A 16,703-nucleotide genomic window follows, 5' to 3' on the forward strand; every position below is an offset into this window, starting at 1 on the left:
AGTCAGCCGGTCTTGGTGAATGCCTGCAAAAGTAAATCAAGCTTCTTGGCATCACTTGGCGGCTTGTAGCCGGGCTCGGTGAAATGCTTGTCGAATGCTGAAGATAATGCTTGGTATCTCTCATCTTGCAGTATGTCTTGGCTGAGTTCGAAAAGCTGCTTGTATTGCTCGATATAACGTGTCATTTTTTTATCGAATCCGACAAGATGATTGGCTGATGGCATGCCGAGGAAGGCAGCCCTTGCCGGGTCATAAATCGGATAATGCACGTTCAGCAAATGCAGCATATGCGTTACTTGAGGAAATTGCATCGACGGCTTGCCCCGGCGATTTTCCACTTTATATAATGCTTCCGTCAACCCGACGATACTCCGCTTGTCCGGCCGGTGTGCGGCTTCCTGGAACAATCGGAAGAACATCTGCTCGAATTCTTCCGTCAAATTCGGGTTGACCAAGCCGATGTAATGTCTCAATACGTAGCGGAATACAGGATAATGATCAGCCCGCCTCGCTTCTTGTCTCAAGAAGGCATCGAGGGCTATATCTTCCCGTCTGATCGATGTAAGAAGCTGGTCCTTCTGAAGCAGCAGCTGCTCCAACAGCTCGGCTCCGGTGTATGTAGTGCGCATAAGACAGGTTTCCTCCTATACTTCTAAGCTAGTTATGATAGTTATCATGATATCATAACGTGTTCAGCAGCAGAAGCATTTGGCAGTTCAGGATAATGTTTGTCCCAGGAAGAAGTGCTCATTGTTCAACAAGGCGATGACAGTACCTGTCCTTTTGTATTGCTGGTCAAAAGAACGCTCGGATGTTTCCGCAAATAACGCACTGCCATTATAGAAGCTGATGCAGGTGCGGCTTTTCGATTCTTTATAGGATTGAATATGATAGAAGGACAGCCAGACGCAATGGGAATTCGTAGGTGAGGAAGTCGGAAGCATGAACACGCCATGAGCCGGATGCACCGGTATGGGCACTTTTTTGTCAGTCCGCAGCAGTTTGCCGATTGCATGCACCCTGCCTTCGTAGGAAGAACCATACTGCATACAGCTGTGATCGATGATGGATAGAGGAGATTGCTCCACGAATATCTCTTTGTCCGCCTCCAGGACGCGGGATTGATAAATGGGGTCATTCAGGCGGATGACCGCGATGGTATTACGTGTGATCGTGTACTGTTCCTTTTTTTCTATCTGCATGATTTCCCCCTCCAATATTAGCTTTCACAAGACTATATTACTATAAACAGCGCCCCTGATATGTAAAATAGATGTAAAAAATAGTAAAAAAGAACGAAGCATAACGCTTCGCTCTCTTATTTGATGGCAAATGTGATTTCTGCTTCACAAGCCAGTTCACCGTCTACAGTCGCTGTCGCTTTTCCTTTGCCGACAGGGCCTTTCAAGCGGATGATTTCCACTTCCAGCTTCAATGTGTCCCCTGGTTTTACTTGACGTTTGAAACGGCATTTATCGACACCGGCAAGGAAGCCGATTTTTCCTTTGTTTTCTTCTTTCATCAGCATGGCAAATGCACCTGTCTGTGCCAGTGCTTCTATGATCAAAACACCCGGCATGACAGGGTAATCAGGGAAATGGCCTTGGAAGAACGGTTCATTGATCGTTACATTCTTTTTGGCGACTGCGCGTTTTCCTTCTTCAATTTCCGTTATTTGATCCACCAGCAAAAATGGATAGCGATGCGGGATTATTTCTTTGATTTGTTGTACATCATACATAATAAGGTAAGCCTCCTGAATGGTTGTCTTTCCTAACGTATTATACCAAAAATGAAGCTCGTATGTTTAACACGTTTCTGAGTAAGGGTATGGATAGTCATATAACTGTTGGGAGGTCAGCCACATGCTTAATCTTTTATTATGGATCGGCATCATCATAGTCGCGTTTTGGCTCATCGGTGTCATTTTCAATATTCTTGGTGGAATCATCCACATCTTCCTGATCATCGCTGCCATTCTATTCGTCATTTATGCGATTAGAAAAAGCAGGGGCAGGAAATAGCAAAAGGCTTGCACCCAAACGTCTTGGGGCAAGCCTTTTTCTTTATTTCGCATTGATCAAATCAGAGATATGCGTCCATGTATCCCGTTTGAGGATGTCCAGTGCATTGCCATCTCCAAGGACGCCATACCCGAACAGCAACCCGAGAATCAGGAAGATGACGAGGATGATCGGCACGACAAGTAAACGAAGCCAAATCGGAAACAATCTTCTTCGTTGTTTTTTGGGTGCTTTTTCACCTTCTGCCTGCTTGTTCTTCTCATGTTGTTCTTTTGTCTGGAGTTTGGATGCATTACTTGGCATAGCGTTCTGGCTCCTTAATTTTATCTAATCTGGTTGATGAGTCCGCTCATCTGATCACTCATCGAAATCGAACGGGCATTGAATTGATAAGCACGCTGCGTGTTCACCATCGCCGACATCTGTTCACTAAGATCGACATTCGATCCTTCCAGGCTGCCTGCCTGCAATTCGATTTCTCCAGCATCCAGGACTTGTGCAAGTGCGGGATCAGCCAATTCAAATGCCGTATCACCTGTACGTGTCAGCACACGCGGATTATCGATGGCAGTTATTTGAAGATTCGCTTCCACAGCGTTCTCCCCATTACGGCCGACAACGACTTCCCCGCGGTCATTGATAGTAATACTATCAAAATCAGACTGTAATGCAATAGGTCCATCGGCACCATTGACAAAATCGCCATCAGCTGTCGTGAGTGCGACTGTCCCGTCCTGCTGCGGCTGCAGATAGAAGTTACCGGCACGTGTGTAACGTTCCTGGCCGTCTGCACCTGTGATCGTGAAGAACTGATTATCATTCACCAATGCTGCATCGAGATTACGATCTGTCTTCTGGATCGTGCCTGTCGTCATGAGCGGATTCGTACTGCTCATATAAGCACCTGCGCCGATCCGGATGCCGTCGCTTGTGCTGCGGTTTTCCGTATTCGCCTCATCATTCGGCGGATTATTCATCTGCTGATAAAGCAAGGAAGAGAAATTGGAGGTTTGTGCTTTATAGCCGGTCGTACTCGTATTCGCCATGTTATTCGCGATCAAATCCAATCGCTGCTGCAGCTGGCCCATCGTCACTGCAGCTTGTGTCATCATTCTGCTCATATTGCTCCCCCTTTACAGCTTCCCTACTTCATTTACTGCTTTTCCGAGACTTTCATCATATGCTGTCATGACCTTCTGATTCATCTCGAACGTCCGGTAAGCTTGCATCATGTCAGTCATCGTCTGCTCCAAATCGACATTCGAGCCTTCCACTGCACCTTGCACTACATTGAAAGCAGCACCAGCCGTCGTACGGGCATCTGCCACTTGGGCTTCTTCGCTTGCGCTATACACATTATCACCCTGCTTGTCCAGCAAGTTGGCGTCCTGCACATAAGCCAGACCAAGCTGGATGTTCCGTCCGTCCGTGAATTGCATCGTGCCGTCGGCTGAGAGCTTATATGTCTGATCGTTTGTCTGGATCGGATTACCATCGTTATCAAGCAAATAATTGCCTTGATCGTTTGTCAGGAATCCTTCGGCATCGACTGTGAAATTACCATTTCGCGTGTATGCTTCCCCCTCTTCTGTCTGAAGGGTGAAGAAAACGGAGCCGTTTTCATCAGGATATGCGCCATCCACCAATGCTGTATCCGTACTGATGCCCGTTTCACGCAAATCGCCTTGCACGAAATTCGGGATCGTCTCTTGTACATACACACCGGAATTGATGCTGCCGATTTCCCTTGAAGTCGAAACGTATCGTGAGTCATTGGCTGATGTCTGCTTGCTTTCCGACGCTCTCATCAGCATCTCCGGGAATGCCCGCAGCTGGCCTTGATCTGCTTTGTATCCATTTGTATTCGCATTGGCTAAGTTATTGGACATTACTTCTTGCTTGCGCTGCTGGGCGAGCATACCGGATGCAGCTGTATATAACCCTTTTAGCAATGTGGTGATCCTCCTAGGTGAGTCTGATTGCTTCTCATATTGTTCTCCACTATATATATCGGCAGATTCCCAAAAAAATTGAACCCCTTCTGGATACAGAAGAGGCCAATTCATCAAACTACTTTACGTTTTTCAAGTTTGTCGATATTTTCAAGCATCACGCCAGTACCTTTTGCCACACAATCCATTGGATCTTCTGCAATGAAGACAGGTACTTTCAGCTGCTCTGCAAGCAGCTGGTCGATGCCGTGAAGCAGCGCACCGCCGCCAGTCAGGATGATGCCGCGGTCGATGATGTCGGCAGACAATTCCGGAGGAGTCTGCTCGAGCACCGTACGCGCCGCTTGTACAATCAATGCCACTGATTCGCGCAACGCTTCTTCGATCTCTTCGGAATGAACAGTGATGGTGCGCGGTAAGCCGCTCACCATGTCACGGCCGCGGATATCGATTGATTCCTGACGCGCGCCTTGGAACACTGTCGCAATCTCGATTTTGATATTCTCAGCTGTGCGTTCGCCGATCAATAGCTTGTATTTACGTTTGATATACTGCAGGATTTCTGCATCGAATTTATCTCCGGCCATACGGATCGATTGTGCTGTCACAATATCACCCATTGACAGGACAGCAACATCCGTCGTACCGCCGCCGATGTCGACAACCATATTACCGCTTGGCTGGAAGATATCCATCCCTGCTCCGATAGCAGCGATCTTCGGCTCTTCCTCCAAATAGATTTTCTTTCCGCCGGATTTCTCCGCAGCTTCCTTGATTGCTTTTTGTTCGACTTTCGTGATGTTAGTCGGGCAGCAAATCAGCATACGCGGCTTGGATAGAAAACCTTTTACATTGATCTTATTGATGAAATAGCGGAGCATCGCTTCTGTTACATCAAAATCAGCAATTACGCCGTCTTTCAGCGGGCGAATCGCTTCAATATTGCCAGGTGTTCTGCCTACCATGCGTCGTGCTTCTTCCCCTACTTCCAGTACGTTCCCTGTATTTCTGTCCATCGCGACAACAGATGGTTCATTCAGAACGATTCCTTTTCCTTTTACATGTATTAGTACGTTAGCCGTACCGAGGTCAATTCCTATATCTCGTGCCAATATCCTCAGATCCTCCCTGTAAAGATAGAAACTTTTTGTCGCATCCGTTCGAGAACATAATGCTACTTATTTTATAGTTTAGCATAAAACATGTGGAATAGTAGCAATTTATGAAAGAAAATAAGGATAAAAGTAGGAATATTGGAAAGAGATTGGACACATCTTTACAGGATGAAAGTTGTGGTTCAGGCAGGGGCGTCTGTATTCGTTTCCAGTTTATACTTCAATTTGGTCGCTTCGCCGCCTCTGAGATGGCGTATCGCCTTGTGGTAATCGAGGATTTCCTTCACTTCATTAGCCAAATCCGGATTGATCTCCGGCAGTCTTTCGGTCAGATCTTTATGCACGGTACTCTTGGATACACCGAATTCCTTTGCAATCACGCGAACTGTTTTCTTCGTTTCCACAATGTGCTTACCTATGCGCACCGTGCGCTCCTTGATATAATCATGCACAGCCCATGCCTCCTTAAGTTGACGGTTCTTGATGTTCATGAGACAAGATGAGAAGCGATGACGTATTCAAATATGTATTTTTCGATTGCAAGTCATAGCTGTTTGGGCATCTGCGGCTATAGAGCTTCACACTCGTTCCCTTCAAACAGTTGCATTGGTTTGTAACATCTTATGGGCTGCCACTTTGTTTTATTCCATAAAAAAAGACCCCGCTAGTCGAAGGAGGGTCTGCTGTTATCCATTTCTTGGATGGCATACATCGGAAACCGTGAAAAATAGAAGTCTTTATGTCTGTGGATGAACTGGTGATAGGATGCTACTAAGTGGTCCTTTTTGTGATGAATCAACCCGTAGAAAAATTTATAGAATGCAGTCTGTTTTTCAGCTTTCCAAATTGGATATCGCTTTCTTGCGCGACCGACTTCGCCAAGCTGATATTCGATATACGCAAGTGCCAACGGATCATCCGTCAAGTACGCATGCGGAATACCGAAATACGCAGCAACGATCGGCAAGACTTGTTTCTCAAGCATTTGTACAAGGCATTCAGCATTATATCGCTTCGCCATTTTGCTGCCTTCGGCCAAATGGGAGAAGCTTGCAATCTTATCATCGAATAGATAAGTCAATCCCATTTTATAATGCTGCATGGCACGCTGGCCCGGAAGATATGTATGATTAAGGATACTCCTGCCATGCTTTCTGGCAATGATCAGTTCGTTCCGCTTCCAATGATACAGAAACAGCAGCTTGTCCACCCGGACACCCATCATCACCCGCATGAAGTAGTCTTTGATAAGCATGATCGTATCCTGCAGTTCGTCCAGGTAATAGCCGATCATATGATAATCGTGGTTGTGAAAATGCTGATAGATCCTGCCGATCAACACCAGGGCTTTTCCTTCTGGGAAATCCACTTGCAAGCGGTTGATCTGTCGATCGAATTCATTTCCCGGGAGCTTGTACGCCTGGTATTGAATGATCAATTCATATAGACATGCATATGTCCTGTTTCGCCGATTGGCAGATCGCTTATTCCGATCGACCAGCAGCTGCAGTTCTTTCTCGAAGAAATTCATACCAAGGAAATCCATTGCCGCGAAATTAACAGCAGCAGAATCGGATTGCAGACAGAATTTTGCCGTCATATCGGTAATTTGCTTTACATCATGGTTTGTCTCCACCAGTTGAATGAATGACCAAATATCTGTCATCCGGCTCATTGCTGCCGGGAGCTTGCCCAAGTCAGTAGCTTCCTTACGCAAACTTGATTGATTCAACTTCCCTTTCTCCTCTCACATTTCCCAATCTTACTTTCTTGGAATCACTTGACTCAGACTTTCATTTTGTGATTTGCACCATTTCATTATTCCATCTTTTCAGATAATTACAAGCGTTTACAGGATGGATTCGTTCGACAAATTACTGTGTTTCCTGCTCCTATCGTTGGACTGCTTTCTGCCTAAAAAAAAACAAAAAACACCCCATTATCGGAGTGTTTTTGCCAATCATGTCTGAGCTGATGAGGAAGAAGAAGTTGCATCGTCCTCTGGCTGCTCATCTTGTTCAGGAGCTTTTTCTTCATCGGATCTTTCTGGTGTTTCTTCCGTTTCACCTGCATCATCGGCTGGTGCAGTACCTGCATCTGCGTCATCTTCTGCTGGTGCTGGTGCTTCTGTTTCGCTTTGCTCATTTTGGCCAGCTGTATCCGCTGCTTCTTCTTGAACAGCTTCCGCCTTTGCTTCCTGAAGCTTGCTCACCGGCTGGTTGAAGAAGCTTTCAGGGTTTACAGCAGTATCACCGTTACGCACTTCGAAGTGCAAATGTGTTTCTTTATCTTTCGCGAATAGGCTCTGTCCCGCTGTTGCCAGGACATCCCCTTGCTTGACTTCCTGACCGACTTCCACTTTCACATCTTCCAGGCTTGCATAATATGTCGCAACCCCGTTGCTATGCTCCATCTGGACAACATTACCGTGCAATGCATCGTCTTTGACTTCCGTCACTGTACCGCTCAAAGCAGCCAGGACATCGAAGCTACCGCCATCCGCTGCAGCGTAATCCACTCCGGTGCTTTGATAGTATTTGTTGTCGTAGAGTACGAGTGCATTCTCTTGGGATTCGCTGTCGGCTTTGTGATCATAGAACTTCGTTACGACTGTCGCTTCTGCATCTTCTGCCACAGGAGCTTTCACCACTTCATCTTGCTCTGCTACAGGAGTAGCTTCTTCATCGCCGCCTAGATCGAAAGAATCAAAGATACTTTTATCTTCTTCTGCCTGCTCAGGCTCGCTTGTACCGCTCTGATACCACAATACCGCAGTTAAAAGCAAAGCGGAAATACCAAGATACAATGCTGGGAAAAACCATTTTTTACGGAAAAGACGTTTCCATTTGGATTTTGAAACGCTGTTTTTTTCCTTCATAGAACATCACCTCTGCAACCATTGTGGTCACAAAGATAGATTCCTATACATCTCTTTCAGAAAAATTTTCCAGCCTCATTTAGATACCAGTTTGGCGCCTTCTGCCGGCAATTTATCAATCTGCGTATCTGCGTAATAATATGTCAGGATGTCACTGTATGATTTGCCTTCCGCTGCCATGCCATTGGCACCATACTGACTCATGCCGACACCATGACCATATCCCTTCGTCTTAAAAATCAAGTGATCATCTTTCAGTGACAGCGTGAAATCTGTCGATTTGAGTCCGAGCTTCTCCCGGATTTCCCTGCCAGTGAACTGCTTGCCGCCAATCTCCACTTGCGCAACACGCTGGCTGTCATTTCGCTTGATACCACCAGGTGCTTTGCTAATATCGATAGTCACACCAAGAAGTTTTTCTGCTTCTGCGATCGGGATCACTTTCTGGTCTGTGAATTTCGGCGATTGTCTATCCCATGGACTTTCCACCGATTTTAAATAAGGCAGCGGGTTTTCCCAATAATCTTCCGCATTCTCGGTATATCCATTGCTCGTCGAGAAAAAAGAGGGGGTAATCGGTTCGCCGTCATATGTGATGATTTCACCGCTCGTTTCTTGCACAGCTTGTGATAGTTTCGCCATCTTTTCTTCATACTCCTTGCCCCATGCCTGGCGCAGTTCGTCTTCATTCTTATACACTTGATCACTGGTCGAATCGGATACTTCGATTGCTTCCGGTTGCTCCGCTTGGTGATCTTCCATATACCGCACCACATATGTCCGGGCGGCTACGGCTTGTGCCTTCAATGCTTCCAGCTCGAAATCGGCCGGCATTTCGGATGCAACCACTCGCGTCACGTATGTCTCAAGCGGCACCGTTTCCACTGCATTGCTTGCTGTACGGCTCACTTCCACTGCCACACTTGCTGTTTCTTTGACTTCTTTTTCCTGTTCCATTGCTGTAGCCGTCCTCTCCATTCCGCCTGGGTCTATAAATGGTACTACAATCAATGTCGGGAGTGCCACAATGACAGCAAATAAACAGACGATCAGCAAGCCGATACCGGCGTGGGATCTGAAGCGACGTTTTGCGCTTGGCTTCTTCTTATTCTTTTGCATAGAGGACCTCCTTATCAGCTGGTCTACTCTTTACTCTATGTAACTTCCATGGATTGCTAGAACTTCTGCAGCTAAAAAAATAGAGTGCCCGCGGCACTCTATCAGCTCCAGTATCTTCTGACGGCACAAAGTTCTGTTTCATACACAGTATCTGTCATATCCAGAATCTCGATTTTTCTTCCTGTCTTCGGGGCATGAAGCAATTTTCCATCGCCATGATAAAAGCCGACATGATGGACACGCCCCTTGCCTTGTTCATGAGCAAAGAAAAGTAAATCACCAGGTTCCGCCTTAGCCGAGGCTACCGGCTTTCCCGAAAGCACCTGTGCACTGGCATCGCGCGGAATGGTATAGCCGCCTGCCAGATGCATATTATGAGCAAAGCCGGAACAGTCATAGCCCCAGCTGCTCATACCGCCCCAAAGATAATCAAGTCCGATGAAGCTTTCAGCAGCAGCAATCAGCTCCCCGCCACTTGCACTCCGAGCAGTCAAGATGCGGCTTTCCGATTTTGAAATCCTGCCCCGTCCGATCGGTGTCATCACCGTGTAAAATGCTACATCTTCCCCGAGGAATGGAAGTCTTGTCATAAAACTGAGCTCCATGGATCCAGCCGTTCCCTCCAATATCAGCACCGCATGCTTCGCCGCAACCTCCACCATCTGTTTTGATTTTGGCAGAGGAGCTGCAAGCTGATGGGCGAGTATCCATCCTGGATAGCCATGGATATGTTTAGGCGTGGACTGAGAAGGGACGACCACTTTTACCCAACCATCCTTTTCATCTTCTTCCTTTACGGTCGTACCGAACAGCACTTGGGATTGCAGCAGATTATTTTCATGCAGTTCCAATTTAGCAGTGTGCGAAAGCTTCTGCACCCAACGTGATGGATCGGCAGGTTTTGTCGTTATTGGACTATCCACTGGTCTGGCTGCATCTGGATCGGTCCATAGATTAGCGACTGAAACGGCAATTGCATGTTCTTTCATATCACTTTTTCTCCATGAACATCCACAGCCAGGATGCCAAGTCCTGGAGAAGCATTGAGCATCATGCGGCTTCCTTCATAGCGGACGCCGCCTGTTACGATATCTTCCCGCAGCATGAGCGGGGCATCAAAGTCCACCCGGGTAATATGCTGCTGACTGGCAGCCAGATGTGCGGCTGCGCTGATGCCGATACGGGACTCGATCATGCAGCCAACCATGCACGCGACACCGTATGCGCGCGCAATTCGAGCAATATCCAATGCAGGTTGGATGCCGCCTGCTTTCATCAATTTGATATTCAGCAAATCCGCTGCACGCATCTCCAGTAGTTTTAGCGCATCCTGCGGGGAAAACAAGCTTTCGTCTGCCATGATCGGAGTTTGCACATGAGCTGTCACATACTGCATCCCGCTCAAATCAGACGCGGATACAGGCTGTTCCACCAGTTCGATGGTAAGCCCCGCATCTTCCATCCTGCCGATTGCGCGGACAGCCGTTTTGGCGTCCCAGCCTTGGTTCGCATCGAGCCGGAGCGTGATGTCGCTGCCAACCGCATCCCGAACTGCTTGCAGACGTTTGATATCCGTTTCGATATCGTCTTTGCCAACTTTTACTTTCAAGGTCTTAAAACCATCCCTGACATAAGCCGCTGCATCTGCTGCCATCTCTTGAGGCGGATTGACGCTCACGGTGAAGTCCGTTTCCAGTGTATCCCTTGCTCCGCCAAGGAACTGGTAAAGCGGCATCCCTGCATACTGTGCCATACAATCATGCAGCGCCATATCCACGGCTGCTTTGGCGCTGGTATTCCCGATCAGGCATCGCTGCAGCTTTTCAAGCAGCACATCGCGTTCCAGCAATGACGTGCCGATGATGGCCGGCTTGATGACATTCTCGACTGCGTAACGCACACTTGCAAGGCTGTCACCGGTTATGACATGTGTCGGCGGTGCCTCACCCCAGCCGATCAAACCGTCATCCGTCGTCACTTTTACAATGATGGATTCCGCAATCGTCACTGTACGAAGTGCCGTTTTGAAAGGCTTCTTTAACGGGATGGCTGTTTGGAACACTTCCAGCCTGGCAATCTTCATGTCGTCACCCCCGCCTCCACACGCAATGTCTTCGATTCTGTGTCCATAATGGCATCAGCCCCGAGCGGTACGGTAATATTCGGGTTGCAATGGCCAATGCGGAAACCTTTCAGAATCGGTTTGCCAAGGTCTGTCAAATAATCGACGAGCACTTGATCAAAAGATAATTGCTTGTCTTGCTCCTTTGATTTGCTGTTGCTGAAATCACCGATGAGGATCCCATTGGCTTGTGCCAGCTTCCCTGCTTGCTTCAGTTGATTGAGCATGCTGTCGATTTTATAAGTAGGCTCATCGATATCTTCCAATAACAGCAGCTTACCTTTTGTATCGATTTCATCCGGCGTTCCGAGCGTACTTACCAAAAGTGATAGATTTCCGCCAACGAGCTGCCCCGATGCTTTGCCGTGCACGATGGCTTCGAGCGGTGAAATATCCGCTGTATACACCACTTCTGTCGGTGTGAATAATTGCTGCAGCCAATCATAGCTCAGCTTGGCAAAATCGGATTCTGCCATATCCGAGGCAACCATCGGCCCATGAAACGTGACAAGCCCGGTCCGCTGACGTATTGCTGTATGTAAGTAGGTGATATCACTGTAACCAAGAAGAATCTTCGGATTCTGCTTGATCAGCTCAAAATCGATCATATCGATCAGCCGCCACGATCCAAAACCTCCGCGGGCGCAGATGATTCCTTTGATGCTGTCATCGGCGAACATGCTGTTGCAGTCGGCTGCCCGGTCGGCGTCGATCCCTGCTAGGTATCCATATTTATCGTATACATGCTTGCCCAGCTTCACCTTCAGTCCAAGCGATTCAACCAGCTTGATTCCTCGCGCAAGCTCCTCGCTCTCTATCGGTGATGCAGGCGCAACAATCCCGATTGTGTCTCCTTTTTTCCATGCTGATGGTTTCATGCCTATCTCCCCCTTTATCCTATATTTATGTCTTGGCAGACAGAAGAGAAGCAGTTTTCACCGCTTCTCTATCGCTGCCTTATTCGATATCAGCCCATTTCAGCTCCAAATAGCCTACTGGATGCATGATGACATTTTTCACATTCGGCTTTTGCAAATACACATGCTGGTAGAAGTGAAGCGGCACAATCGGCATCTCATCCATCAGGATTTTCTCAGCTTCCATCAGCAATTCAAAACGTTTTGACTCATCGGTTTCTGTTTTGGAATCGGCAATCAGTTTATCGTATGCTTCATTGGACCAGCCGGTACGGTTGGAAGAAGAATCCGATGTGAAGCTTTCCAGGAAGTTGACTGGATCACCGTAGTCGGCAAGGAAAGACCCGCGGAACAATTGGTACACAAGCTTGGTCTGCTCTTCACTGAAGACACTGGATTCGACTGTCTGCAGTTCGACATCCACGCCCAGGTTATCCGACAGCATGCTCTGCACACCTTCGGCCAGACGTTCGTTTTCGGTATTGGTTCCATATGTGAGCGTCACAGCAGGCAGTTCATCCCAGCCTTCCTCTGCCATAGCTTCTTCCAGCAATTTCTTCGCTTCGGCTGGGTCATCTTGCACCAAGTCGCCGTTTTCTTCACGGAAATCGCCGCCATCCGGTGTTTCAAAACCATATGGCACAAAGCCGCGGGCTGGCTTTTCACCGATTCCGCGCACAAATTCAACCATATCATCACGGTTCATCGCCAGGGCAAATGCTTTACGGACTTTTTCATTCGTGAATGGCTCTTTTTGAACATTGAAGCGCAGGAATTGATCGCCTGCTTGCACTTCGGTGACAAGTTCATCGCTTTCCATCAATTCTTTCGCATTATCAGCTGGAAGGGATGATCTATCCAAATCACCGCTTTGATACATTTGGTATTCCGTATTCCGGTCTGCCACCATTGCCCAGTTCACTTGATCAAGCTTTACCGTGTCTGCATCCCAGTATTCTGGATTTTTGACCATGATCAGTTCTTTATCATGCGACCAGCTATCGATTTGGAATGGCCCATTGCTCACATATGTGTCTGCTTCTGAAAACCATTCCGGATTTTCTTCGGCTACTTTTTCATTGACCGGGAAGAAAGCCGGGTTCGTCAATAAATTCAGGAAGTAACCAGTCGGTGCAGCAAGAGTGACTTTGAATGTTTTGTCATCGACTGCCTCGATGGCAACATCATCCGCACTGCCTTCGCCGCTGTTATACGCTTCGGCTCCTTCGATCACATATGCCAGGAATGCCGGCTGATAGGCCTGTTCCGGATCAAGCATATGCTTCCATGCGTAAACGAAATCGTTGGCAGTTACGTCATCACCGTTTGACCACTTCGCATCGTCACGAAGATGGAAAGTATATTCCTTACCATCCTCACTTACATCCCAATTCTCCGCGATGGCAGCTTGCGGCTGATGATTTTCATCCAGACGCGTCAGCCCCTCCATCAAGTTATTCACCATCACCCACGAAACACTGTCAAAGCCTTCAGGAGGATCAAGTGATGTCGGCTCCTGACCGTTATTCAGGCGCAGGATCTTTTTGTCCTCTCCGCCTTCCCCATCACCGCTTCCCCCAGCGCTGTTATTCGCTGTACACGCAGACAGCAATAGTACCAATGCGGCAAGACATGCTACAAAAGATAACTTCCAGTTTCTTTTCATCTCTTTTCCCCCTTTGGATTTGGATCAGACTGGCTGTTTTTTAGCTCGAGCATCTTGCAGCCAGCATTCCACTTGATGTGTTGCAGATAAGTGACTGGCAGAAGGATGCACATTCGCACATACCTGCATCGCTCGGGCACAGCGCGCCGTGAACGGACAGCCTTGCGGCGGAGCGAACAAATCCGGCGGTGTTCCATCGATCGGCTGCAGGATATCCTCTTTCATATCCAGCCGCGGCACCGACTGCAGCAAACCGAGTGTATAGGGATGCTGCGGATGATAAAAAATTTCTTCTTTGCTTCCGGTCTCGACGATTTTCCCGCCATACATGACAGCAACTCGATCGGCTACGCGGGCTACGACACCAAGATCATGTGTGACAAGGATGATGGATACACCAGTTTGTTCCTGAATTTCTTTGAACAGTTCCATGATTTGCGCCTGGATGGTCACATCCAGTGCTGTCGTCGGTTCATCGGCAATGAGCAAATCTGGTTCACAAATCAATGCCATCGCAATGACAATCCGCTGCCGCATCCCGCCACTGAACTGATGCGGATACTGCTTAAGCCGGCTTTCAGGATTCGGGATGCCGACCAGGCGGAGCATTTCGAGCGCCTTTACCTTCGCTTCACTTGTACTGACGGATGTGTGCTGTTTCAGCCCTTCTGTCAGTTGATCACCAACAGTCAACGTTGGATTGAGTGCTGTCATCGGATCTTGGAAGATCATCGAAATATCGACACCGCGTATGGATCGCATTTCTTTTTTTGATATTTTCACCAAGTCTTTGCCTCTGAACTGTATCTTGCCTTGCACAATCTTGCCTGCTGGAGACGGGATGAGCTGCATGATACTGTTGCTCGTCACGCTTTTTCCGCTGCCGGACTCTCCGACGATCGCCAGCGTCTCTCCTTTGTTCAAATACAGATTCACACCTCTGACAGCCTGAACGGTTCCGCCATATGTCGAGAAATGGACATGCAAGTCTTGTATTTCAAGTATTTTTTCCATATCGTCACCTCCTCAGCTTCGGATCAAATGCATCCCGCAGGCCATCACCCAGCACATTGAAAGCGAACATCGTCAAACTGATGAACAATGCCGGGAAAAACAGCAGCCACCAATCGCCGGAAAGGATGGCAGACAAACCATCATTGGCCATTGATCCCCAGCTGGCATTCGGCGCTTGGATACCAAGCCCTAAAAAGCTGAGGAATGCTTCAGCGAAGATTGCCGATGGGACAGTCAGTGTGATCTGTACGATGATCGGACCCATCGTATTCGGCAGCAGATTCTTGCGGATGATTCGTCCGGTGCTTGCTCCCAATGTTTTGGATGCAAGTACATATTCATGATTTCGCAGCTGCATCACCTGTCCGCGGACGATCCTGGCCATTCCGATCCAGCCGGTGATGGTCAGCGCCACAATGATCGTAAATAAACTCGGTCCCATGACAACAAGCAGCAAAATGACGACAAGCAAGTGCGGGAGGCCGTAAAGTATCTCGATGATACGCATCATGACACTGTCGGTACGGCCGCCTTTATAGCCGGCGATCCCTCCATAAATGATGCCGATGAAGAAATCGATCAGCGCAGCTGCTATTCCGACAAACAGCGAAACACGCGCTCCGTGCCAAAGGCGGGTGAACACATCACGTCCGAGATTATCCGTTCCGAACCAGTGTGCTGCCGATGGCGCAAGGTTTTGATTCCGCAATGCCCCTTCCGAGATGCTGTAAGGTGAGAATATCGGCGCAAACACCGCTGCCAGAATCAAGACGATCAAAAAGAAAAGACCAGTGATCGCCAATCGATTCTGCTTCAGACGCAGCCAGGCATCTTTGTAAAAAGACAAACTCGGCCGCGCCACTTCTTCCGCCTTTTTCAAATCCTTCTCGATCGGTTGGAACCACTCATCCGGTATGTGCTGCACCGTTGCATCGATTGGTCTGTTCGGATGCTCCATATCAGCTGCCTCCTTTCTTATGCAGCTTGATTCTGGGATCAAGGATGCTGTATACCACGTCTACCAGGAAGAGCATGAAAATGAGAAAAGCACTGTAGAAAACAGTCGTGCCCATGATGACCGGATAATCCCGATTATTGATGCTTTCGACAAAGTATTTTCCCATGCCCGGGATGGCAAAAATCCTTTCGATGACGAAGGTTCCAGTCAAAATGGAAGCCACCAGTGTTCCTAGAATGGTCACTACCGGCATCAGCGCATTTCGTAAAGCATGCTTGATGACGATCTTTGTCGGGGACAAGCCTTTGGCACGTGCGGTCTTGATATAATCCTGCGTCAGTACTTCCAGCATGCTCGATCGCGTCAGCCGGGCAATGATGGCTGTGGGTCCGGTCGCCAGTGCAATGATCGGCATGATCATATGCATCGGAGACGACCAAGTCGCTGCCGGCAGCAGCTGCAGATTGACAGCAAGCTGCTGAATCAGCAAGGTAGCCAGAATGAAGTTCGGGACCGATATGCCTAATACAGCCAATGTCATGGCGATATAATCGATAAGGCCGTTATGTTTCAATGCCGCCAATACGCCTAATGTGATTCCAGAAAGAAGTGCGATGGTGATGGTCCACATGCCAAGCTCTGCCGATATTGGAAAACCGCGGCCAAGCAAATCGTTCACAGTTTCGGTTGGCTGCTTGATCGACGGACCGAAATCGAAAGTTGCCAATGATTTGAGCCAGATGCCATATTGGACGATCATCGGTTCATCCAGATGATAATGCGCATTCAAGTTTTCCTGGACAGCTTCACTTGTACTCCGGTCTTGTGTTGTAAAAGGATTGCCTGGGATACTGTGCATGAGGATGAAGGTCAGCGTTGCGATGACAAGAATCGTCGCAATCATGATGAAAAAACGTCGAATCAGATATAATGCCATA

The 16,703-nt window shown here is 48.1% G+C and carries 19 protein-coding genes; 1 reads left to right on the forward strand and 18 read right to left on the reverse strand.

Annotated features, from left to right (window positions below):
* Positions 1 to 2: 2 nt before the first annotated feature.
* The 3 genes from SFC66_RS02170 to fabZ all read right to left on the reverse strand — a co-directional run bounded on the left by SFC66_RS02170 (position 3) and on the right by fabZ (position 1,741).
* Entirely contained in the window at positions 3 to 629 is a 627-nt protein-coding gene (locus SFC66_RS02170; protein WP_411217064.1) for a hypothetical protein, read from the reverse strand.
* A gap of 87 nt (positions 630 to 716) precedes the next feature.
* Positions 717 to 1,202 carry a competence protein ComK gene (locus tag SFC66_RS02175; RefSeq protein ID WP_411217065.1) on the reverse strand — a complete coding sequence of 162 codons (486 nt, stop codon included), beginning with the start codon at positions 1,200 to 1,202 and terminating at the stop codon, positions 717 to 719.
* A 116-nt stretch (positions 1,203 to 1,318) separates the two neighbouring features.
* Entirely contained in the window at positions 1,319 to 1,741 is a 423-nt protein-coding gene (fabZ, locus tag SFC66_RS02180) for a 3-hydroxyacyl-ACP dehydratase FabZ (RefSeq protein WP_093725183.1), read from the reverse strand.
* Between the two features lie 124 nt (positions 1,742 to 1,865).
* Between fabZ and SFC66_RS02185 the strand changes: the two genes are divergently transcribed.
* Positions 1,866 to 2,024 (forward strand): lmo0937 family membrane protein, encoded by a 159-nt coding sequence (locus SFC66_RS02185; RefSeq protein ID WP_411217066.1) that lies wholly within the window; start codon positions 1,866 to 1,868, stop codon positions 2,022 to 2,024.
* 42 nt (positions 2,025 to 2,066) lie between these two features.
* Here SFC66_RS02185 and SFC66_RS02190 read toward each other — a convergent pair whose 3' ends face one another.
* The 15 genes from SFC66_RS02190 to SFC66_RS02260 all read right to left on the reverse strand — a co-directional run bounded on the left by SFC66_RS02190 (position 2,067) and on the right by SFC66_RS02260 (position 16,702).
* Positions 2,067 to 2,327, reverse strand: coding sequence for a DNA-directed RNA polymerase subunit beta (locus SFC66_RS02190; RefSeq protein WP_411217067.1), 261 nt, complete (start codon positions 2,325 to 2,327; stop codon positions 2,067 to 2,069).
* 20 nt (positions 2,328 to 2,347) lie between these two features.
* Entirely contained in the window at positions 2,348 to 3,145 is a 798-nt protein-coding gene (locus SFC66_RS02195) for a flagellar hook-basal body protein (RefSeq protein WP_411217068.1), read from the reverse strand.
* A 12-nt stretch (positions 3,146 to 3,157) separates the two neighbouring features.
* Positions 3,158 to 3,976, reverse strand: a complete 819-nt coding sequence (locus tag SFC66_RS02200) for a flagellar hook-basal body protein (RefSeq protein ID WP_411217069.1) — start codon at positions 3,974 to 3,976, stop codon at positions 3,158 to 3,160.
* 113 nt (positions 3,977 to 4,089) lie between these two features.
* Positions 4,090 to 5,091 carry a rod shape-determining protein gene (mreB, locus tag SFC66_RS02205; protein ID WP_411217733.1) on the reverse strand — a complete coding sequence of 334 codons (1,002 nt, stop codon included), beginning with the start codon at positions 5,089 to 5,091 and terminating at the stop codon, positions 4,090 to 4,092.
* Between the two features lie 182 nt (positions 5,092 to 5,273).
* Positions 5,274 to 5,543 carry a sporulation transcriptional regulator SpoIIID gene (gene spoIIID / locus SFC66_RS02210; RefSeq protein WP_038564118.1) on the reverse strand — a complete coding sequence of 90 codons (270 nt, stop codon included), beginning with the start codon at positions 5,541 to 5,543 and terminating at the stop codon, positions 5,274 to 5,276.
* 212 nt (positions 5,544 to 5,755) lie between these two features.
* Positions 5,756 to 6,823: an AimR family lysis-lysogeny pheromone receptor gene (locus SFC66_RS02215; RefSeq protein WP_411217070.1), complete on the reverse strand. Its 1,068-nt coding sequence runs from the start codon at positions 6,821 to 6,823 to the stop codon at positions 5,756 to 5,758.
* 228 nt (positions 6,824 to 7,051) lie between these two features.
* Complete coding sequence (gene spoIIQ, locus SFC66_RS02220) at positions 7,052 to 7,969, reverse strand: stage II sporulation protein SpoIIQ (protein ID WP_411217071.1); 918 nt, start codon at positions 7,967 to 7,969, stop codon at positions 7,052 to 7,054.
* Between the two features lie 75 nt (positions 7,970 to 8,044).
* A complete protein-coding gene (spoIID, locus tag SFC66_RS02225) occupies positions 8,045 to 9,088 on the reverse strand; it encodes a stage II sporulation protein D (RefSeq protein ID WP_411217072.1) in 1,044 nt (347 codons plus the stop codon).
* Between the two features lie 101 nt (positions 9,089 to 9,189).
* A complete protein-coding gene (locus SFC66_RS02230; RefSeq protein WP_411217073.1) occupies positions 9,190 to 10,077 on the reverse strand; it encodes a C40 family peptidase in 888 nt (295 codons plus the stop codon).
* Positions 10,074 to 11,171 (reverse strand): mandelate racemase/muconate lactonizing enzyme family protein, encoded by a 1,098-nt coding sequence (locus tag SFC66_RS02235; RefSeq protein WP_411217074.1) that lies wholly within the window; start codon positions 11,169 to 11,171, stop codon positions 10,074 to 10,076. Before SFC66_RS02235 ends, SFC66_RS02230 begins: the two co-directional genes overlap by 4 nt.
* Positions 11,168 to 12,106, reverse strand: coding sequence for a S66 peptidase family protein (locus SFC66_RS02240; protein WP_411217734.1), 939 nt, complete (start codon positions 12,104 to 12,106; stop codon positions 11,168 to 11,170). The genes SFC66_RS02235 and SFC66_RS02240 overlap by 4 nt, the downstream gene beginning before the upstream one ends.
* Before the next feature lie 61 nt (positions 12,107 to 12,167).
* Entirely contained in the window at positions 12,168 to 13,793 is a 1,626-nt protein-coding gene (locus SFC66_RS02245) for a peptide ABC transporter substrate-binding protein (RefSeq protein ID WP_411217075.1), read from the reverse strand.
* 24 nt (positions 13,794 to 13,817) lie between these two features.
* On the reverse strand, positions 13,818 to 14,807 hold the full coding sequence (locus SFC66_RS02250) for an ABC transporter ATP-binding protein (RefSeq protein WP_411217076.1): 990 nt from the start codon (positions 14,805 to 14,807) through the stop codon (positions 13,818 to 13,820).
* Positions 14,808 to 14,811: 4 nt separating this feature from the next.
* Complete coding sequence (locus SFC66_RS02255) at positions 14,812 to 15,765, reverse strand: ABC transporter permease (RefSeq protein ID WP_411217077.1); 954 nt, start codon at positions 15,763 to 15,765, stop codon at positions 14,812 to 14,814.
* A gap of 1 nt (position 15,766) precedes the next feature.
* Complete coding sequence (locus SFC66_RS02260) at positions 15,767 to 16,702, reverse strand: ABC transporter permease (protein WP_411217078.1); 936 nt, start codon at positions 16,700 to 16,702, stop codon at positions 15,767 to 15,769.
* Position 16,703: the final 1 nt, after the last annotated feature.

It is taken from the genome of Terribacillus saccharophilus, assembly GCF_046592895.1.
GTDB lineage: Bacteria > Bacillota > Bacilli > Bacillales > Amphibacillaceae > Terribacillus > Terribacillus saccharophilus_D.